Below are 16812 nucleotides of genomic sequence, written 5' to 3'. Positions count from 1 at the left end.
TGCTTAACTGGCACCGTATTTTCCCTGGACACCGCGTTTGCCTCAACGGCGACGCGCAATGATATTTCCGATAAAACGTACCCCGGTCAGGTGCAGCGGTCTGATGAAGCGTTTGATGTACCAATTGGCGATGGAAAAGGCATCCGGAACGATTACTCTCCGCCTTTTTTCTAAAAGTTGCACGGAACGGCGTGCAACCGTTTCCGACGTCAAATAGGTTCCACCCAGCAGCTTTCGCGCAAAATCGTCGGCTTTCTCGTCATCACCCGTCAGGGATCCCGCTAATCCGGATCTGAAAAACTGCGGGCATATCGCGCTGACTGAAATGTTGCGGTGGTGAAACTCAGCATCGAGGGTTTCTGCCAGAGCGACACACGCAGCTTTCGTGGTGTTGTAGGTGCTCATTAACGGGGCGTGTACTAAGCCGGCAAGGGAGGAGGTGATTGCGATGCGAGCTCCGTCGTTCATCAATGGTGAAAAAGCACGAACAGCACGCACTGCTCCTAGTACGTTAATATCCAAGGCACGTTGCCATGTATCCATGGAGATCTTCTCAATCTGCCCGCCTACAGCGATGCCGGCATTCGACACCAGCACATCTAAGTTTCCTACCGTCTTGACCGCAGCATTCCAGTGTTCATCATTGGTTACGTCGAGCTGAAGGTATTCCCAGTCCCCTGACAGCGCGGAAATGTCCGGTGGTGTAGTGACGTTCAGATCTGTAATCCATACCTTGCAGCCTTGTTCTAAGTAGATTTTGGCCATCGCAAGGCCAAGACCTGATGCAGCTCCGGTGATAAGCACCTGTCGCTGTGAATTACTAGACATGCGCTGCCTGGGTGGCATGTCCTCACCCCGTTGAGAATTGTCGTATGAATCCCCAAAAGAACCAGTGCCCGAATCCCCACGAGAATCAGCGGGAGAACTGGTACCCAGACCCCGCCGAGAATCAGTACGCCGACGCCTAAAAGCAGAAGAGTCACTCATGAAAACAGGGTAGCGTTAATCAACTCGCCGGAACGCTAAACCGTCAGGCTTCGACGAGCCCCTCACCACTATGAGCCGGCATTCTACCCAGGATCACCGTACCCTTCCCGGCATCCGAGGCCACCAATTCCCTAGTCTTCCAGCACGTTATTGATGACAATAGTCTGATCACGGCCGGGCCCCACACCAATGTAGGAGATACGGCAGCCGGACAGTTCCTCCAGACGCCGGACATAATCCTGAGCCTTCTCTGGAAGCTCTTCGAAGCTGGTGCAGCCCGTAATGTCCTCGTCCCACGCGGGCATGGTTTCGTAAATCGGCGTCGCATGGTGGAACTCAGTCTGCGTCATCGGCATTTCATCGTGGCGTACACCGTCCACATCATAGGCCACACAGATGGGGATCTCGCCGATACCGGTAAGCACATCCAGCTTCGTCAGGAATAAATCGGTGAAGCCATTAACGCGGGAGGCATAGCGGGCAATGACGGAATCGTACCAGCCAGTGCGGCGCTTCCGGCCTGTATTCACACCCACTTCCCCGCCGGTGGTTTGCAAGAACTCACCCCACTTGTCGAATAGCTCGGTGGGAAACGGACCTGCACCCACACGGGTGGTGTAGGCCTTGATAATGCCCAGAGAAGAGGTGATGCGAGTCGGACCAATACCTGAACCCACGCATGCCCCGCCGGTCGTCGGGTTCGAGGACGTCACGAATGGATAGGTGCCGTGGTCGACGTCGAGCATCGTTGCTTGTCCCCCCTCCATAAGGACGTGTTTGCCCTCGTCAAGCCCCTTGTTGAGCTCATAGGTGGCGTCGATCAACATTGGCTTTAAGCGCTCGGCGTAGGACATAAAGTACTCCACAACCTCGTCCACGTCGACGGCCTTGCGGTTATAGATCTTCACGAGGATCTGATTCTTTTGCTCAAGCGCAGACTCGATCTTTTGCCGCAGAATAGACTCATCAAGCACATCCTGTGCCCGCACGCCAACGCGGGAAACCTTGTCTGCGTAGGTGGGGCCGATGCCACGGCCGGTGGTGCCAATGGCTCGCTTGCCTAGGAAGCGCTCTGCTACCCGGTCGATGGCGACATGGTAGGGAGCGACCAGCTGCGCATTGGCGGACACTTTCAATCGGGATGCTTTAGCACCACGGGCTTCGAGACCGTCGATCTCCTCAAATAGCGCTTCGAGGTTCACCACGCACCCATTGCCGATGATCGGAAGCGCGTTTTCGGAGAGCACACCCGCCGGGAGCAATTTCAGCTCGTATTTTTCGCCGCCGACGACCACGGTGTGACCTGCGTTGTTGCCTCCGTTTGGTTTCACAACGTAGTCGACGTGGCCGCCGAGGATGTCGGTGGCCTTGCCTTTACCTTCGTCGCCCCATTGGGCACCGACGACAATGATTGCTGCCATGAGCGCAGACACGTCCTTTAGCGATTGCTGATGTTTTGCGGCGCGCAGAAATACGCACCCCGTGAGACGTTTTCCTATCCTACTATGTCCACTGCTACCCCCAGCAAAATAAGTGGCTGAGTATCTCGCCTGTTGCGGCAAGTCACCGCCGTCACCGCGTGGTTCGCCATCGTGGCATTTTGTTGCCGACCATCTCGCCATCGTGCTCTAAGGTTAGAATTCTCCCACGTTTTTAGGGTAAGGCTGTCCCATGATTTTCGTTCTGCGCTGCTCTGTTCCAGATTCTCCGTTGCCTCCTGCTGATTTACCAGCACAGTTCCGAGGGGAAGAGCTAACGGTTATCGAGCTGCCGGAGGTTCCCGGCCGTCGCGATCTGAAGTTCTTGGACGCGCTCGCATCTCGTTATGTGGTGGGGTCTACACCATCGCTCCATGAAATCGCAGCGCAGCCCGATGTTGAGCATTTGGGGCATCCGCAGCCTGACCCGCACAGGGTATCTGAACGTGTCCGGGTGATTGTCGAAGGTACGGATGCATCGCTTGCCGCTGTGGTCTCTAAGCTCATGCGCATCGATGCGCTGTGGGTTCAGGTTGGTTATGTTCCTTCCTTCCCTGCGACCTCCACCGTTGCGCAGAATTGGGGTCTTCTTCCCGACGCCACACCGAAGCAATACATGAAATTTGCCCTGGAAGAGGCCTCCCGCCCCACGGCGTTAATGCGCGACGATCACGGCGTGGTGGTGCTAGGCGCGGCAGAGATTACGGGATCGGATGGTGAGCTGGTGGGTGAGGCTATCGTGGACTCTGAAGTGTTATATAGCTACGACCCCGAGCAGGGTCTCCACAGCGAATTCACGCGCGGAGTGCGTTTAGTTCCAACAATCGGGGCGCCTGGTTTAGCCGCTGTACCTCTTCCCTCTCCTCAACGAAAGAAGAGTCTATGGGGTTTTCTCCGGACACACCGTCCTGTCGACCCTCCGGTGTTACGTGGCCGTGCGCTGCAGGCGGGTGGAGTGGACATGGTGGTCTCCCGCGATGGGCTACCGCATACGCGACCTTTGAAGTCCGTCACGTTCTACCGGCACCTGCGTGATGGGCAGTTCGTACGTACCTAACTAAACCCTGCTGATGTGTAGGCTCTACTGAGCAGCTCAGAGCATTGGCCGGAGCTGGCTAAGGAATGGGCAGTGTGTACGCACCTAGCTACCTATCTAGGTGGCTATTCCTCGTGCAATTCAGGTGGCAGGAGCGGGGCATCCACCGTCGGCGCGAGGCAGGCCATCGCTGAGTCACGCGAGTAGCCACACACTTGCAGGGCATCCACGATAATGCTGCGGCATTGCGCCAGAACCACGGTGCCAGATAAACCGGTACCTTCGGCAAGTTCAATCTTCGCCTGCGCCCCCAACCATTGGAGGTTACGCACAATGTCTGGGATCTCTCGAGTCTGCTGACGCGTGCCTCGGGTCCCTCCCTGCGCATAGAGTGCGCCTAAGTGACCAAGCTCATTGGAGATGCCGCGTATCAGTGCCAACAGTTCTGGACGCGCGGTGAGGTTATCACCAACAAGCACTTCGGCTCGGCGAGCGAGCACGCGCGTATTGCGCATGACGTTATCCACGGGGACAAGAATGCGTGTCATGGATTTGCTGTAGCGTTTGGCCGTCCAATAGATCGGGGACAATGCCACTACTTCTGATCCGCCGTCTGCTTCAGAGAGCATCGCGTTCACGGATGTTTGTGTTCCTCGCGCGGCTGTAAGAGCTTCGTGGATCGCTTCCGCGTCCCCAGCCTCCACACCCGCTGCCACATCATCGAGTACCAGTGAGGCCTTGGAAATCAGGGTGGATACTTCCCGCCTGGCGGCTTTCAGGGGTGAGTTTGGAACAATCGCCAACACTAGGATGCCGAGTAGGCCGCCGACTAGCGCGTCGACCATGCGATCGAGCGCCCCGGAACTACCCGGTGGAATGATGGTGGCAATGAGAACCGCGGTGTTAGCTGATTGGATCGCCACCGAACCGGCTTTATCCACGAATGTGCCAGCAAGGATGGCGGCCAGCACCACTACGGACACTTGCCAATGGCCGGATCCGATGAAGTGAATGACCACATCACCGACTCCCACCCCGACCGCCGCACCCAGCACCAGTTCAAATGAGCGGCGAGTTCTACGGCCACCTGTCACGCCAAGAGAAATGACAGCTGCGATGGGGGCAAAGAAGGCCTGCCTGTGGCCAACCACATCCTGTGCAATCCACAGTGCTAGTCCTGCGGCAATGGCACACTGGATGGCGAAGATCATTGTGTCGCGGACGCGCATTATGGCTTTGATGGGGGCAACACGGCGCAGGCTTGTGGCCGCTGCGCGTACGCCAGGGCTGCGGCGTACTAAGTGCCGCAGCCTACCTAAAGCGGGGCGCGAAGGGTCAAGGGGTTCTGACCATTTCTCCCCTTCAGTGTGTTGAACCATAGTGCCCTCAGCGTACGCAGTTTATGCAGTGATGTCCGCCCATACCCCTCGATGATCAGTGCCTGCCACTCGTACTGTTCCCGCACCGTGGCATGTTCCCGTGGTCATGATGTGATCCAATCGGAGCACTGGCATGACCGTCGGCCATGTGGGCGTGTGAGCCATGTGTCCGGTGCAGTCTTTGAGATTGATGTCTCGGAAACGCGGGTGTGAACGCGTGGCGTTGAAATCACCAGCCACGATCACCCCTGACGTGCCCGTCGCTTTCTTCCCGTCTGTCCACTCGGCAATGTTTTTCAGCTCCTGGTCCCATTCTGGCCGGTCGTTGCCGATCGGCGCGACAAGATGTGCACCCACCACATGCAAGGGTTTGCCGCCTGGTGTCAGCACTGGTCGGGTCACCATTGGATTCTGGAAACGTGTGAGGCCTAGGTCTTGATGAGCACCGAAGTCTGAGCCCTGGCGCAGCAGGATAGCCACCGCGTCCGCCCCTCCTTTCCCCGGCTCTGCTGTGTTGGTGGGAACCATTGTGGTTTCCGACGCCACCTGTTCCACCTCGTCCGGATTGGTCTCCGAAAGGATGAGCACGTCTGGCTTGAGTTCCTTCACGCGCTCTGCGATAGCGTGGTCATCTGCCTGACCCAAGTATGTGTTGAGGGCGAGGACGCGGACGGAGTCCGCGGTGGCGTCGGACACAAAGAGGGCGGGTATTCGCGGCACGGCAGCGACCAAGACCACAGCAATAAGGGCAAAGAGAAAGGCACGGAGCGCAGAGCGGAACAAACCCACTGCGAATACGGCAGTGATCGCCGCACAGAAGGCGCTGGCTTGTAGAGCGGAGACGAACGGCCAATGCGCAGTGACGTTGGGTGGCCATATCACGGTGGATAGCCACAGGATCGAGATGACGAGCATCGGTGCAGAGACGTGGCGAACCATGGCGCGGAAGAACCGGCGTTCGCGTTCGTTTTTCTTCTGTGGCTGACTCACCAATGTTCTCTGTTCTCTTTACCTTGTGATCGGATGACACTGGGGCAAAATCCGTAGCCCAGCTGCTCGTAGGCGGAAAACCTTCCGCTCGGAGGGCTCCGGGGTAGATTTCTGCAGCTTAATTATCGAGCAGGCGCATCGCCGGTGCAGCTGCAGGATCACAGTCATGGAGCAGGTTGAGGCAACGCGTGACCTCTTCATCTTCCCCGATGACACGTGCCGCGGAGACTAAGGCGCCAATAGCTCGCAACACTCCACGGTTGGGCAGATGATCCCACGGGACAGGACCAGTGCCCCTCCAACCGTGGGCGCGCAAAGCATCAAGACCACGGTGATAACCAGTGCGCGCGCAAGCGTATCCGGTGATGGCGTTACCGGCCGCCAGGTGGCGGTTAGCCAGCGCCGCCCAAGCTCCGGAGTCTTTGGGGTTAGCCTCTGCCAGAGCTTCTAGAGTTTCGATATCGGCACCGGCGACATCAGCGGTCACGGCAGTGCGCAGTTCCTCAGGTAGGCGAACTTCTGGGTGAGTTGCTCCAAATAGGTCGCGGCCATTACGGATGTGTTCATTCACGGGGTTCCTCCCTTGCTAGTTGTCGTTGGTTTTCTATCGGGTGTTGTCAGGCGTTGCGTCAGTTGTTGTCAGGCGTTGTATCGGTTGTTGTCAGGCGTTGTATCGATTGCTGTCAGACGTTGTATCGGTTGTCGTTTCTTCGTGCCAGGTGCCACTGGTTTTTATCTGTCGTAGTGACGAGATTATAGAAAATCCCTCAAGGCTGCGGAGCGATGGAACGACCGAAATAACGAATATGCACAGTCAGAAACCCAGAAGTTAACTAGAGCTAGTAAGAAGCGTGCTGTACAAGGACTATCTGTCTCACACAGGAGAGCTGCTTATTTTGACGATAAGCTCTTCAAGGTAGATCAGTATCCAACAGTGGACGAGGCTGCCGCAGAGTTCGGAGTTTCAAGAAGAATCGTCCAGCAGGCTGTGGCTAAGGCCACCGCACGTACGTCAGCTCTTAGGCTACAATCTTTCCAAAACTTTTCCACAAGTGTTGACTCATCCAGCAATCTTCCATAAAGTGACATACACCACAACAACTCGGACAGGAGGAAAAATGTCCGACACCATTCAGGATTTCACCATTGAAGAAGCTGAAGCTGCCTACGTCCCTACCAAGTGGGCTCTCGTTGAGGCGGAGGCCTAGGCTTGAAAGATATTCCAGATAATTTCTGGAGTGAAGGATGGGGCTGCGCGCCGTCAACAATCGACGGAATGCGGCTCCATTCTTTCGTTTCAGATAAGCAAGTTTGCCACGCTCTCGGAGAACTTCAGGGAAACGAGGGAGCATCTTCGGCCAAGAATGTTGGAGCAGGCGTCTACCTTACAGTGAACGGGATCAGCGCAAACCATGACCTACCTTCACTATCTAAATACCAGGAAGCAGCGTCTCTAACTAAGGCGTTTGAAGAAAAATACCAAAGCAGCGAATGGAACCTTATGGCATACGGCCTACACAGGCACAGCCATGCCATGTGGCAGCTCGGAGCGCAAATTAGAAATCAGGTAGATAAGAACTCCTCCAATCCACCCACTGGACGCACTGATATTGACGCGTTCGTGGGAAGATACTCCGCAACTTTTGCCGGAATACATACAGACTTCGCGCATAACTTCGCATTCACACTGTCCAACGGAAAGACTATGCACGTTATGCCTCCCCACTCCTTCATTCCTCACATATGGAGCGACGCAGAGTACTACCAAGCAGCCCATCCCCTCACTTACAAGACCGACAATTTATGCTACTTCCCGCATGATTACTTCCACTGCGCCACAACTCCAGACTCCGCCTCATTCAATGTGAATATCGCTATCTGGGAAAGTTCATACATTAATGAAGGAACCAATCCCGACCACACAGGAGGTCTTTATAACGCTTTTGTGAGTTCTTATACACAGTCACTTATAAAACATCCTTATTTGGCAACGAAGACTCCAGCTTTCATTACAGAGAAGCTTGATGAGAAGCTTGTTGTCAGAGCCTTAAGGCAAGTATCGGCTTTCGGCATGGAGGCCAGCTCCCCTTCCCCTGCTCTGCCAAGCACACCCGACGCGCCTCTATCAAGAATAATCCTTGCACAAGTAGGCGAAGAGCTACGCATGTTTGCAAATGGCCATGCATTAAAGTTAAATGCAACGACCCTTCCTGAAAGTAGCGATCTTAAAGCTTGGATACTCAGCAATAAAGCACTTTCTTCCTACCTAGATCAATCAATCGTGATTCAGATAAATGACTGAAAATCGTTCGACTGCAAGCATTGGTCTATCACCCTCTTTACCCAAAAGACTCTGGGGATACGGAACAGATCTCTCTAGCTACGACTTATCGTTATACCTTCATGGAACGCCTCTCATTGACTCACAGCTTGAGGAAAGATTTCAATTAGCAGACCGTCGACCTTGGAAGTCCTCTTTTCTTCCTGGAAATATCGGAGGAACGCAGGTGACTCAAGGTATTATTATAACCGACATCAAGCCTCAAGGACTCTACTACAGAGAACCGGTGGCTGGAATATATTCATTAACTCACGCGGGCCACTTCGAGGTAACCGCCAATTCCCTAGAGACTCTATTCACCGCACTTAAAAGCCATAAGAGAAGACAAGAAACATTAACCGTGAACTCCAAAGAGACTAACATCTCCCACTTTTGCGACGAATTGCTCTTCTGGGGAGATATTACCTCCATCAATGTAAAGCGAGCCACCTTCGATAAAGTTAGCGAACAAAACAACACTGTACTGATTCAGCGACGCTTCGATGAAAAGCTATTCAGAATTTCCAAATGCCTTGAAAACGCATTTCAAGACGATAAATATACCAATGAATCCCAAGTAGAGAAACTATTTTCATAGAATGCCTTTTCCAACTGAAGAGAACGCTATGGGCTCGGCAATAATTATAGATACTTTGCGCCTGCTCGTTTCTGCCAGCCGACCAAGAAGCATCCTAGAGATAGGTATGGGAAAACAACAGAATCCCTCCTAGATTTCCTAGCAACCACTGAAGAACTAATATCTCATTACTCAGATAGCAAACATCCCCTCCCTGCGCGCTTAGGCGGAGACCTTGTGGATCCGCTTTGGCACGCTGAGTCACCGCTTAAGTACCTTGGAATTGATGCAGGAAATGGAGAAGGAAGCCTTTACCCGAAGCTAAAGGATAGAATCGATTCCTACAGCTTCGCCGAGGTTATCAACGCCGACTATAAAGAAGTTCTTCGATTTCTAGGCAGCACCTATGACCTAGTCATCGTAGATATCGGTAGACCCAGTGACAACCTAGTGCTCTTGAATTCGCTGATCCCCATAATCAACCCTGGAGGAACGCTTGTCCTGCATGAACCTTTGGAGGTTCAGCCTTTCAATATCAGTGGCAGGAGGGTTGTGCAGCGAGGCTACTCAATTGCTTGGAATCTATTAAAGGTTTTTCCGCAGGAGGCCTTCGAAACGCTCACTCTTCCTGAATTCCATAAAACGGCACAAGCCGGCGTAGGAATTTTACGTAAGAAAACCAAGTTTGAGCAAACTCGCGATCCGAAGCATTTACTGAAAGAGCTCCAAACCTGTCAAGACGTACCCACCGGAAATCTGGAGCACTTTAGGGAAATTTCTTCATCTTCCGAAAGGCGTCTACTCGACGTCATTCGAGATAAGTCCTTTCTTCAGATTATGGCACTATCTACCCTTGGTGAAATATCCGCTCCTCAAATTGCAAAACAATTAGGAATTAGCGTAAAAAAGGTTCAAAAACATATTTCCAACTTAGAGGACCTAGGAATCAATTTAGAGGACACTTCCCCCCTGGATTCGGTACTTAATAGAAGAATTTCTGAACTGCCCGATAGTAGCTCAATCTTAAAGCTCACACATGCAGATTATACGCGCATTTCTAACTATCTATTCCTGCAAGATAGACTATATACAGAAAAAACAGTTAACTGGATACTCTCCCACGTACAGTCAGATTATGCCGAACTAAGGAGGCGTCTTGTGGACTTAGGACTACTGACCCGAGAAAATAACTCGCAGACATATCGGAGGGAATAATAGTGACGAATAACCAGTTGATCAAAGTGATTGATGATGCTCTACCTGAGGATCTCTTCGCGCAAGCACTGAAAGATATCCAAACGGAAAAGTTGTCGGCCACGCTTGGCTCTATCAATCCAATTTTCGATGGATTCGCATCCAGAGGCCCAGCGAGGGAGGGATTTGATCCAGAATCAAAGTGGCGGAAGGAGTTATTCCAGGTTCTCACTACCAATTCTGGCATCGATGTAAAGCAATTTTATTGGCGGTCTACTATCTACGCCTCTGGTTCAGGTATCTCCTGGCACCTAGACCAGGGTGACGGACGTTCATATGCTTTTAATTATTACTGCATCGACACTTGGGACATCGACTGGGGAGGGGAGCTACTTTATCTAAACAAGCCAGTCTCAACTCGACAAGGTCTAAGTGAGGGTGCATTATCCTCAGCTGGATCCGAGCTTCAGCTAATTTACCCTCGACCTAACCGACTTGCTCTGATCTACCCAGGCTGCGCACATCGTGTTACTCCAGTTTCTAAACGCGCCGGTGATCATTACAGGTCTACATGGACAGGGTTTGCTTTCTAAGACCTTCGCCCAACTGGAGGATACGCTAGTTCTGAGAAGCTCCAGTATCCTCCACTTGTCTCTTTTATGAAGCACTACCCTTTCCGCACATATGACTACTTCACAATCTTCTCACAGTAAAAAACCAGTAAATACTCAATGGACGCTATGCCTTTCCCTGCTATTTTTCGCAAGTGTAGTCGATGAGCTAATTGCGACAGTTCTTTTGCTTGAAATAGACAACAAAGATGGACTATGGCCATCTTTTCTTTTTGCAGTCACAACGGCAGGCAGCCTCCTCGCAGGCCCATTATCGAGCCGTATTCTTATTGAAGGAAAAAGTTTAACAAAGATATTGTCTGCAATTATAATCTGCGAGGCAATATTTATACTTCCCTGTGTCTATCTACATAAAAGGCCTGAGCCCATTTTAGCGGTCGCCATCGGAGGTTCTCTTGGTCTTCTCGGCGGAGCCCTCTGGATGGTCGTTCTTCTAATTGTTGCCGAATCTTTTGAAAACCATCAATTTGACCAGGTTAATAAATGGGTCACTACAGTCAGAAATGCGGGGTTTGTTGTAGGGCCAGCACTGGGTGGTCTTCTATACCCTAGGGGTCTTTCTATATATATTTGGGAAGCATCGGCCTCTGCTTAGTTAGTGCTCTTTTGATACTGAAGGTGCTTCCATCTGTAATCTGCCCGCCAAGTGAAAAAACAGAAACAACATCTAATTCAAAGAAGAGATTCTCCCTTTCAATAATCGAACTACTAAGTTTACCTGGCCTGGCTGCAAGACTGATGCCTCCGATGGGGGTAGCTTTCTTTGGGTCTATAGTCAACGTGGGTATTGTTATATATATACTTGGTCTACAAGAGCAGCCAACATCTGATTATGGCCTAGTGGCAGCCTCTATTAGTGTAGGCCTTGTATTGGGTTCGATACTGATGCAAGGAATTACACAACAGAAGACCCAACTAGGAATAGGTCTATCTGGAATAATTTCCGGACTGGCAATCATTTCACTTTTTCAGCCTTGGTGTATTGCATTCACAATGGCCGCAGGTTTTTTCCTTGGTGTTGGAAACGGTGGGCAGAATGTCTTCACAACTTCACTATTAATGAAAACTATCCCAAAGACTAAACGGACTAAACTAATTCCCTCATTCGTATTTTGTGTATATTTTTTCGTCTTTGCCTCTTATCTTGCGGGCTTATTTATAACCCAGTCGAATGTAATACCCCTCATGATATGCGGTGGTGGAATAACCATTCTGTTAGGAATGTTTTCCCTTACGAGGAAACCCACCTCTCCCTAAGACACCTTTACTTTCGAGACTGAAGAAAAACAGATGATCTCATTACTCTGCACAAATCAGTCGTATCGGTTGGGGTCGCTCCGCAGCCAAGCGCATCGGCGCACTCGAACAGCCGGCTCAGGGGATGTATCTGCTGACTGAAGCTGGCGAGAATATCCTCAAGCTCTCAGACGATGATGCCTCGCAAAAATCCAGGGGCTCGACCGTGAGGCTTACCGCGCTCGACGAAAGCAAAAAGAGCTGGAAACAAGCAATGAGACTCCCGAAGCTCGAGAGGATATTCCAGACGAAGATATCCTTTCTGACTCCATCGAAGAGGCGAAGGGAAGCGACTGGAAGACTCAACTAATCTGCCGTCTTCATCATCTACCTACTACGACGCCAGGGGCTCCAGCTCCAACACACAGGCGGCTAAGGCAACGAGGGCGTCAATGCCATTGGCACCGCCCCGTTGAGTCCTGTGCTGTCTTCTCGCGTGGCTGTTCAAATCAAGCGCTACGCACCAGAGAGTAAACCCATCGGCCGCGAGACATGGCTTGGCGTCGGTCTCCCCGTCCAGGGCGCGAACACGTTTGTTCGCATCAGAACGAGTCTGTCTCTATCGTTTCATAGGCTAGCGACTTGACCCCTGCTAGCTCCGCCACCGCCATTGATCGCAGTTCCACCCGCACCCAACTGAACTCTTTTGTCGCCCACTGGTGACCCACGCATTGACGAGTGGCGGCAGACAGTAAAGAAGCACACCGAGGAGTCCCGCGCTCAACAGCTTTGGTCGAGCTTGACTCGGGAAAGCAGACGCATCGAGGGCGTGACCATTACTTGCAAACTAACCCCTCGCATACGAACAAACTGACGCCCGCACCCTCGACTAAGAAGACGATGCCTTCCTTGACATCCTGATCATTTTTCTTGGATATGGTCCGGATTTTCCCATCTACCCAGACAGAGTAAAACCTGAGACAGTTCAATAAAGCCCGTCACCACGGCCGGTAGCCTTAAGGTCATGCTTGCCCAGCGTCTACCCACCACTATGATCCTGGCCACCCTCGTACTGATCTTCAGCGGCGTGAGCATCCTCGACGACCCCCCGCACGCCGCTGATTACTGACTTGATCATCACCCAGGCACTGAGCCTCATTGTCGTACCCCGTCACCCGTGCATCAGCACAGGCATCTATATCACCGCATTCCTTGGCGCACTCCTAACCGGCCATTCGACAGGTGTGGAACTCTTCCTCGGCATCTTCCTCATCACCGCCATCACTGCCTCCGGTAACCACCTGCTGGCCGTACTAGTTGCAGTCATTATCACCCTCGGTGGTTTCTACTCACCAGACAAAGCACGTTTCACTTTCGAGCTCACCGCGCTGATTGTCTTTGGCACAATCGCCGTGCTTTCTTACCTACTTGGCCTAGGGATCCACCGCAACTACCAGTAACACCTCAAAACCCAACGCGCTCAACAAACCCGCCGTCAACAACTCACCAGCTTGCTGCACGACACTAACGCCGCAGACCTTACGTCCGTGATCGCTCAGGCAGAAAACTTGCCAAAACCACCCCACAGCGCCACGACGAACTAAAAAGCGTCGCACGTACAGCCCGCAACGCCCCTGATTGCACACGGCAATTGCTCACCACACTCAACACCCACCCAACACCGAACCAAAGGCCAGTCTGCCGATCACTCTGGATGCCCGCACCGTACTCACCCACCCACAGCTCAACGGCACTTTGTCTCTATCCGCTGAGCAAGAGAAAATCGTTGTCTGCATACAAAAAGGCATGACAAACCGACAGATTGCGGCTGAAATGAACTATGCAGAGATCACCGTAAAGAAAAAATATCACATTTATTAAGGGAATATAATTTCAACGGACGCGCTGAATGAGCGGCCAACTGCACGATATTACAAGATCGTCTACCCTCGCGTCATACCTAAATCAGCAGCATATACCTTCGTATATGATTTTAAACCACGGCACTAATTAACATCACATCGTGCTATCCTTGATGACGCCGCCACCGAACACGAGGAGAACACATAAGTTTGAATCTAACCAGAAAGCTGATCGCCGTTGGCTTGGCAATAACCGTTCCATTTGCTGGAATTGGTGTCGCTAATTCAGCCCCTGGCTCCGACCATACAGCACAAACAGAAGTCTTCGAGGAAAACTTTTTTGAAGAAGCTTTTGTCGAAGCATTGCGCTACAACACAGTCACCGGAAAGTACGAACTTGATGAGAAGACTGCCCTTGCCTACGGCGCTAGCCCAGAAAGCATTCAGCAGTTCACACAAAATTTGGACAACATGTCTGTTGAAGACATTGAGTTCCTAAACGAAGTAATCGGTTTTACTCCGAATACTTCGGAACCTCCTACCGACGCGAGCACTCGAGCTATCCCAGCTATCCTAATCCCAGCACTCAAGGTTGTTGGTTCAGGAGCAGCCTCAGCCATCGTAGGTGCCGTAACAAAGTGGGGAATTTCGGGAGCTTGCAAGAACCTTAAGGGTAAGGACGAGAAGTTCGATAGCTTTTGCGTCGCCAACGGATGGCAGTGACAGAATTACTAGCTAAGGACGGTCGTGTTTAAAAACATAGTCACCAAATTACCTATGTCGCTCCTGTTGGGAGTGGTGATCACTATTGTCTTAAATTGGCCTATTGGAGAGATATTAAGTCATCCATATCGGATTCTGGCAGCAGTGATCGTAGCTCTCTCCGTGACCCTAGTTATGGCTGTGACACTAGGCATCATAAAGACACTTTATGAAACACGATAGAGCATCGTCCACAATCTTTTCTCTCTCTTGCGTAGAGTAAACGTTCGCTGGATCACACCATCGATCTTTAAAAGCATTTTGCAATGGGCAAGTCGGCACACGAAAGCGGGCGCATAGTAGCTACACAGGCCTAGAACATTGGTCGAAACGGCGTCCTGGATGGTCAATCAGACAGCACACGCTACCTAAAGCCGCCCGTTGCCTAAACCTGCGCGATTCTTTCAATACAGCCTTTTAGTCTGCGAACACCGTCTGCCAGAGTGATGTTTGGCCTTAGAGTAACTTGCATTGAATCTTTCCAAGGGTGGAATGAAGGTAAGGAAAGTGAGGACAAGGTTCCTCGCTATGAGTGAGGAAGGTCTACAGGACAATTTGCACCTGTAGGCCTTCCTCTTTCTCTACTGGGGGCGGATCGAGTAAATTTCCTTGACGGTACTCGTGCCCGTGAGCCACTGTTCAAGAACTGGATCTATGCTCCCGACCAGTGAAAATGCATCACCAATCACATCGGGAACGTCAACGTTGAGCAAACTATCCATATGTGATACTCGATTACGCAGCAGATGAAGGTGGGCTACTCTCCAGTACGTCGTGTGCCCGTCAGGATCTACTTCATGCGGAAACGCTGCTTCTAGCGCTTCTTCCCACATCCGGACACGATTCTTATTCTCTCTCTTCTCCGGATTAGCATCAGGATCATGGTTAGGGAGAATGTCTTTCCACATCCCAAACATGGTGTTTGCCAAAGCATCGTCATGCGTAATCTGAGCTCCATAGCGAGGATGATGTATTGAACGATTGCTCGCAGACTTCTGCGCTCGCCTCAACGCCTCTCGTCGCTTGCCCTGAGTCAGGTTTCGCAGCGGGGAAGCTGGAGCGCCGAGAAGCCAACTAGGACTTCCATTTTCCCGACGGTTCCACTCCTGCAACTGACCATTCATCGCATTGCGAACAAGCACCTCGGTAATGCCGAGTGTTTCTTGAACCGGTGCCCCCAACCTGACACTCCACCGATACAACGCAAGAGCCCTTTTCTTGTTGCCGTCTACAGCAGAATAGATACGGAGCCATCCGAGCTGACCCTAGAGCGCCAACTACCGTGTCCCTCGTGGCTGATTTCATAACCTGGATACTGCCACAGCAATCATGTACAACAGCCCAAGCACTAATCACACCACCTAACCGATAGCAGCGAACACTCAGCCCTGCCATCGGAAAAAGCCAACATTTCTTATTCCCCAGGACACCACACTGGAGCTAATCAGTAGCTCCTCTCACGCATCTCCGCCTCCACGAGCTTGTACACAACCACGGAAAACAAAGTGCGTCCCCACCCCTAGCCGCACGCACACACGCCTACATAGCTAAACCACCTCCACCCCTCTCTAGAAACCATCCGCTCCTAAGAAAGAGTCAACCCACCACTGCCAAACAAGAGCTCGCTCGATCTTGAAAACCAACAGTTAGTGACCCCCAGGTGCAGCTGCTTTGTAAGTGGATGGTTTCTCTAAAAGCTGACTGCCCCTAAAGGGAACAGGGGAACCGTGTATTGCTTACGGTGTGCGACCCTATTTATCAGGAAGTTCTCCTTGGCTCTTCAGAGCTGACATATAGCGGCGACCGTCGCTCTGGAGAGCCCAGTCTCGTGTTGTATCTCTGCCCAACTAGGGAGGGAGTCGGTCTCCATCCAGTACGACGTCACGAAATGCGCGACCTTCTGCCTGCCCTTGCGTCCCATGGTTGCCAAAGCCTTGCGTTCACGCATACCGACGCCTCCGGTGTTACCGGAGAACGATGACGAACCAGCCCCACGGTTGTTGGACAGCACATACCCACGCACGCGCCTGGCCATCGTCTGACGATCCCGCATCGGCGGCATGTCGGGTTCTCGGTGATCTGCTCCGACAGCCTGGACGATGTTGTAGGCGCGCTCGTAGGCGTCAATGATCGCCGCATCCGTCATGCGTTCTCCCGCCTCGCGGAGACGGTGCACGGTTGCCAGTGCATGGCGGAAGACCGTCTCATCGCGGGCGACGCGCCTTCAGAGATCCCAAGCACCTTCACACCATCGATACGGTCGCCGTCCAAGGCGTCAGCGTTAGAGAGACCACCATCAAGGGCTTTGAGCATCTACGCTTCTTGGCGGCGTGCACGGCACCGCTTCAATCAACTCGCG

18 protein-coding genes are annotated in these 16812 nt (G+C 52.3%); 10 read left to right on the top strand and 8 right to left on the bottom strand.

Features of this window, described 5'->3' with window-relative positions:
* Positions 1–42: 42 nt before the first annotated feature.
* Both GP473_RS01110 and GP473_RS01105 read right to left on the bottom strand, forming a co-directional pair.
* Positions 43–987: an SDR family NAD(P)-dependent oxidoreductase gene (locus GP473_RS01110; protein WP_246394823.1), complete on the bottom strand. Its 945-nt coding sequence runs from the start codon at positions 985–987 to the stop codon at positions 43–45.
* 131 nt (positions 988–1118) lie between these two features.
* Positions 1119–2408: an adenylosuccinate synthase gene (locus tag GP473_RS01105; protein WP_186276997.1), complete on the bottom strand. Its 1290-nt coding sequence runs from the start codon at positions 2406–2408 to the stop codon at positions 1119–1121.
* 250 nt (positions 2409–2658) lie between these two features.
* On the opposite strand from GP473_RS01105, the gene GP473_RS01100 reads away from it, so the two are divergent.
* Positions 2659–3522 carry a hypothetical protein gene (locus GP473_RS01100; RefSeq protein ID WP_186276996.1) on the top strand — a complete coding sequence of 288 codons (864 nt, stop codon included), beginning with the start codon at positions 2659–2661 and terminating at the stop codon, positions 3520–3522.
* A gap of 104 nt (positions 3523–3626) precedes the next feature.
* Here GP473_RS01100 and GP473_RS01095 read toward each other — a convergent pair whose 3' ends face one another.
* The 3 genes from GP473_RS01095 to GP473_RS01085 form a co-directional block, all read right to left on the bottom strand.
* Entirely contained in the window at positions 3627–4880 is a 1254-nt protein-coding gene (locus tag GP473_RS01095; protein WP_186276995.1) for an FUSC family protein, read from the bottom strand.
* A gap of 21 nt (positions 4881–4901) precedes the next feature.
* Positions 4902–5870, bottom strand: coding sequence for an endonuclease/exonuclease/phosphatase family protein (locus GP473_RS01090; RefSeq protein ID WP_246394822.1), 969 nt, complete (start codon positions 5868–5870; stop codon positions 4902–4904).
* Between the two features lie 118 nt (positions 5871–5988).
* Positions 5989–6441, bottom strand: coding sequence for a DUF3151 domain-containing protein (locus GP473_RS01085; protein ID WP_186276994.1), 453 nt, complete (start codon positions 6439–6441; stop codon positions 5989–5991).
* Between the two features lie 639 nt (positions 6442–7080).
* On the opposite strand from GP473_RS01085, the gene GP473_RS01080 reads away from it, so the two are divergent.
* The 9 genes from GP473_RS01080 (at position 7081) to GP473_RS01040 (ending at position 14414) form a co-directional block, all read left to right on the top strand.
* Entirely contained in the window at positions 7081–8172 is a 1092-nt protein-coding gene (locus GP473_RS01080) for a hypothetical protein (protein WP_186276993.1), read from the top strand.
* Positions 8165–8788 carry a hypothetical protein gene (locus GP473_RS01075; RefSeq protein WP_186276992.1) on the top strand — a complete coding sequence of 208 codons (624 nt, stop codon included), beginning with the start codon at positions 8165–8167 and terminating at the stop codon, positions 8786–8788. The genes GP473_RS01080 and GP473_RS01075 overlap by 8 nt, the downstream gene beginning before the upstream one ends.
* A 216-nt stretch (positions 8789–9004) precedes the next feature.
* Positions 9005–9982 carry a DUF2087 domain-containing protein gene (locus tag GP473_RS01070; RefSeq protein WP_186276991.1) on the top strand — a complete coding sequence of 326 codons (978 nt, stop codon included), beginning with the start codon at positions 9005–9007 and terminating at the stop codon, positions 9980–9982.
* 2 nt (positions 9983–9984) lie between these two features.
* Positions 9985–10554 carry a 2OG-Fe(II) oxygenase gene (locus GP473_RS09620; RefSeq protein WP_186276990.1) on the top strand — a complete coding sequence of 190 codons (570 nt, stop codon included), beginning with the start codon at positions 9985–9987 and terminating at the stop codon, positions 10552–10554.
* 91 nt (positions 10555–10645) lie between these two features.
* On the top strand, positions 10646–11188 hold the full coding sequence (locus GP473_RS01060; protein WP_186276989.1) for a hypothetical protein: 543 nt from the start codon (positions 10646–10648) through the stop codon (positions 11186–11188).
* Between the two features lie 23 nt (positions 11189–11211).
* Positions 11212–11850 (top strand): MFS transporter, encoded by a 639-nt coding sequence (locus GP473_RS01055; protein WP_186276988.1) that lies wholly within the window; start codon positions 11212–11214, stop codon positions 11848–11850.
* Between the two features lie 1109 nt (positions 11851–12959).
* Positions 12960–13289 (top strand): hypothetical protein, encoded by a 330-nt coding sequence (locus GP473_RS01050; protein WP_186276987.1) that lies wholly within the window; start codon positions 12960–12962, stop codon positions 13287–13289.
* 178 nt (positions 13290–13467) lie between these two features.
* Positions 13468–13710, top strand: coding sequence for a LuxR C-terminal-related transcriptional regulator (locus tag GP473_RS01045; RefSeq protein WP_186276986.1), 243 nt, complete (start codon positions 13468–13470; stop codon positions 13708–13710).
* A 191-nt stretch (positions 13711–13901) separates the two neighbouring features.
* Complete coding sequence (locus GP473_RS01040; RefSeq protein ID WP_186276985.1) at positions 13902–14414, top strand: hypothetical protein; 513 nt, start codon at positions 13902–13904, stop codon at positions 14412–14414.
* Between the two features lie 620 nt (positions 14415–15034).
* On the opposite strand, the gene GP473_RS01035 is transcribed toward GP473_RS01040, so the two are convergent.
* The 3 genes from GP473_RS01035 to GP473_RS09410 all read right to left on the bottom strand — a co-directional run bounded on the left by GP473_RS01035 (position 15035) and on the right by GP473_RS09410 (position 16766).
* Complete coding sequence (locus GP473_RS01035; protein WP_246394821.1) at positions 15035–15634, bottom strand: hypothetical protein; 600 nt, start codon at positions 15632–15634, stop codon at positions 15035–15037.
* A gap of 599 nt (positions 15635–16233) precedes the next feature.
* Complete coding sequence (locus GP473_RS09415) at positions 16234–16599, bottom strand: hypothetical protein (RefSeq protein ID WP_246394820.1); 366 nt, start codon at positions 16597–16599, stop codon at positions 16234–16236.
* Positions 16596–16766: a hypothetical protein gene (locus GP473_RS09410; protein WP_246394819.1), complete on the bottom strand. Its 171-nt coding sequence runs from the start codon at positions 16764–16766 to the stop codon at positions 16596–16598. The genes GP473_RS09415 and GP473_RS09410 overlap by 4 nt, the downstream gene beginning before the upstream one ends.
* Positions 16767–16812: the final 46 nt, after the last annotated feature.

Origin of the sequence: Corynebacterium anserum (assembly GCF_014262665.1) — a bacterium.
Taxonomy (GTDB): domain Bacteria; phylum Actinomycetota; class Actinomycetes; order Mycobacteriales; family Mycobacteriaceae; genus Corynebacterium; species Corynebacterium anserum.
Note: the sequence above shows the minus strand (reverse complement) of the source record. Positions and strands in the feature narration are given on the sequence as shown.

Excerpts from the sequence above, each read along its gene's own strand:
- GP473_RS01095 (WP_186276995.1), bottom strand. The coding sequence starts at position 4,880 with ATGGTTCAACACACTGAAGGGGAGAAATGGTCAGAACCCCTTGACCCT.
- GP473_RS09415 (WP_246394820.1), bottom strand. The coding sequence starts at position 16,599 with ATGACGGATGCGGCGATCATTGACGCCTACGAGCGCGCCTACAACATC.
- GP473_RS01100 (WP_186276996.1), top strand. The coding sequence starts at position 2,659 with ATGATTTTCGTTCTGCGCTGCTCTGTTCCAGATTCTCCGTTGCCTCCT.
- GP473_RS01105 (WP_186276997.1), bottom strand. The coding sequence starts at position 2,408 with ATGGCAGCAATCATTGTCGTCGGTGCCCAATGGGGCGACGAAGGTAAA.
- GP473_RS01075 (WP_186276992.1), top strand. The coding sequence starts at position 8,165 with ATGACTGAAAATCGTTCGACTGCAAGCATTGGTCTATCACCCTCTTTA.
- GP473_RS01060 (WP_186276989.1), top strand. The coding sequence starts at position 10,646 with ATGACTACTTCACAATCTTCTCACAGTAAAAAACCAGTAAATACTCAA.
- GP473_RS01110 (WP_246394823.1), bottom strand. The coding sequence starts at position 987 with ATGAGTGACTCTTCTGCTTTTAGGCGTCGGCGTACTGATTCTCGGCGG.
- GP473_RS09410 (WP_246394819.1), bottom strand. The coding sequence starts at position 16,766 with ATGCTCAAAGCCCTTGATGGTGGTCTCTCTAACGCTGACGCCTTGGAC.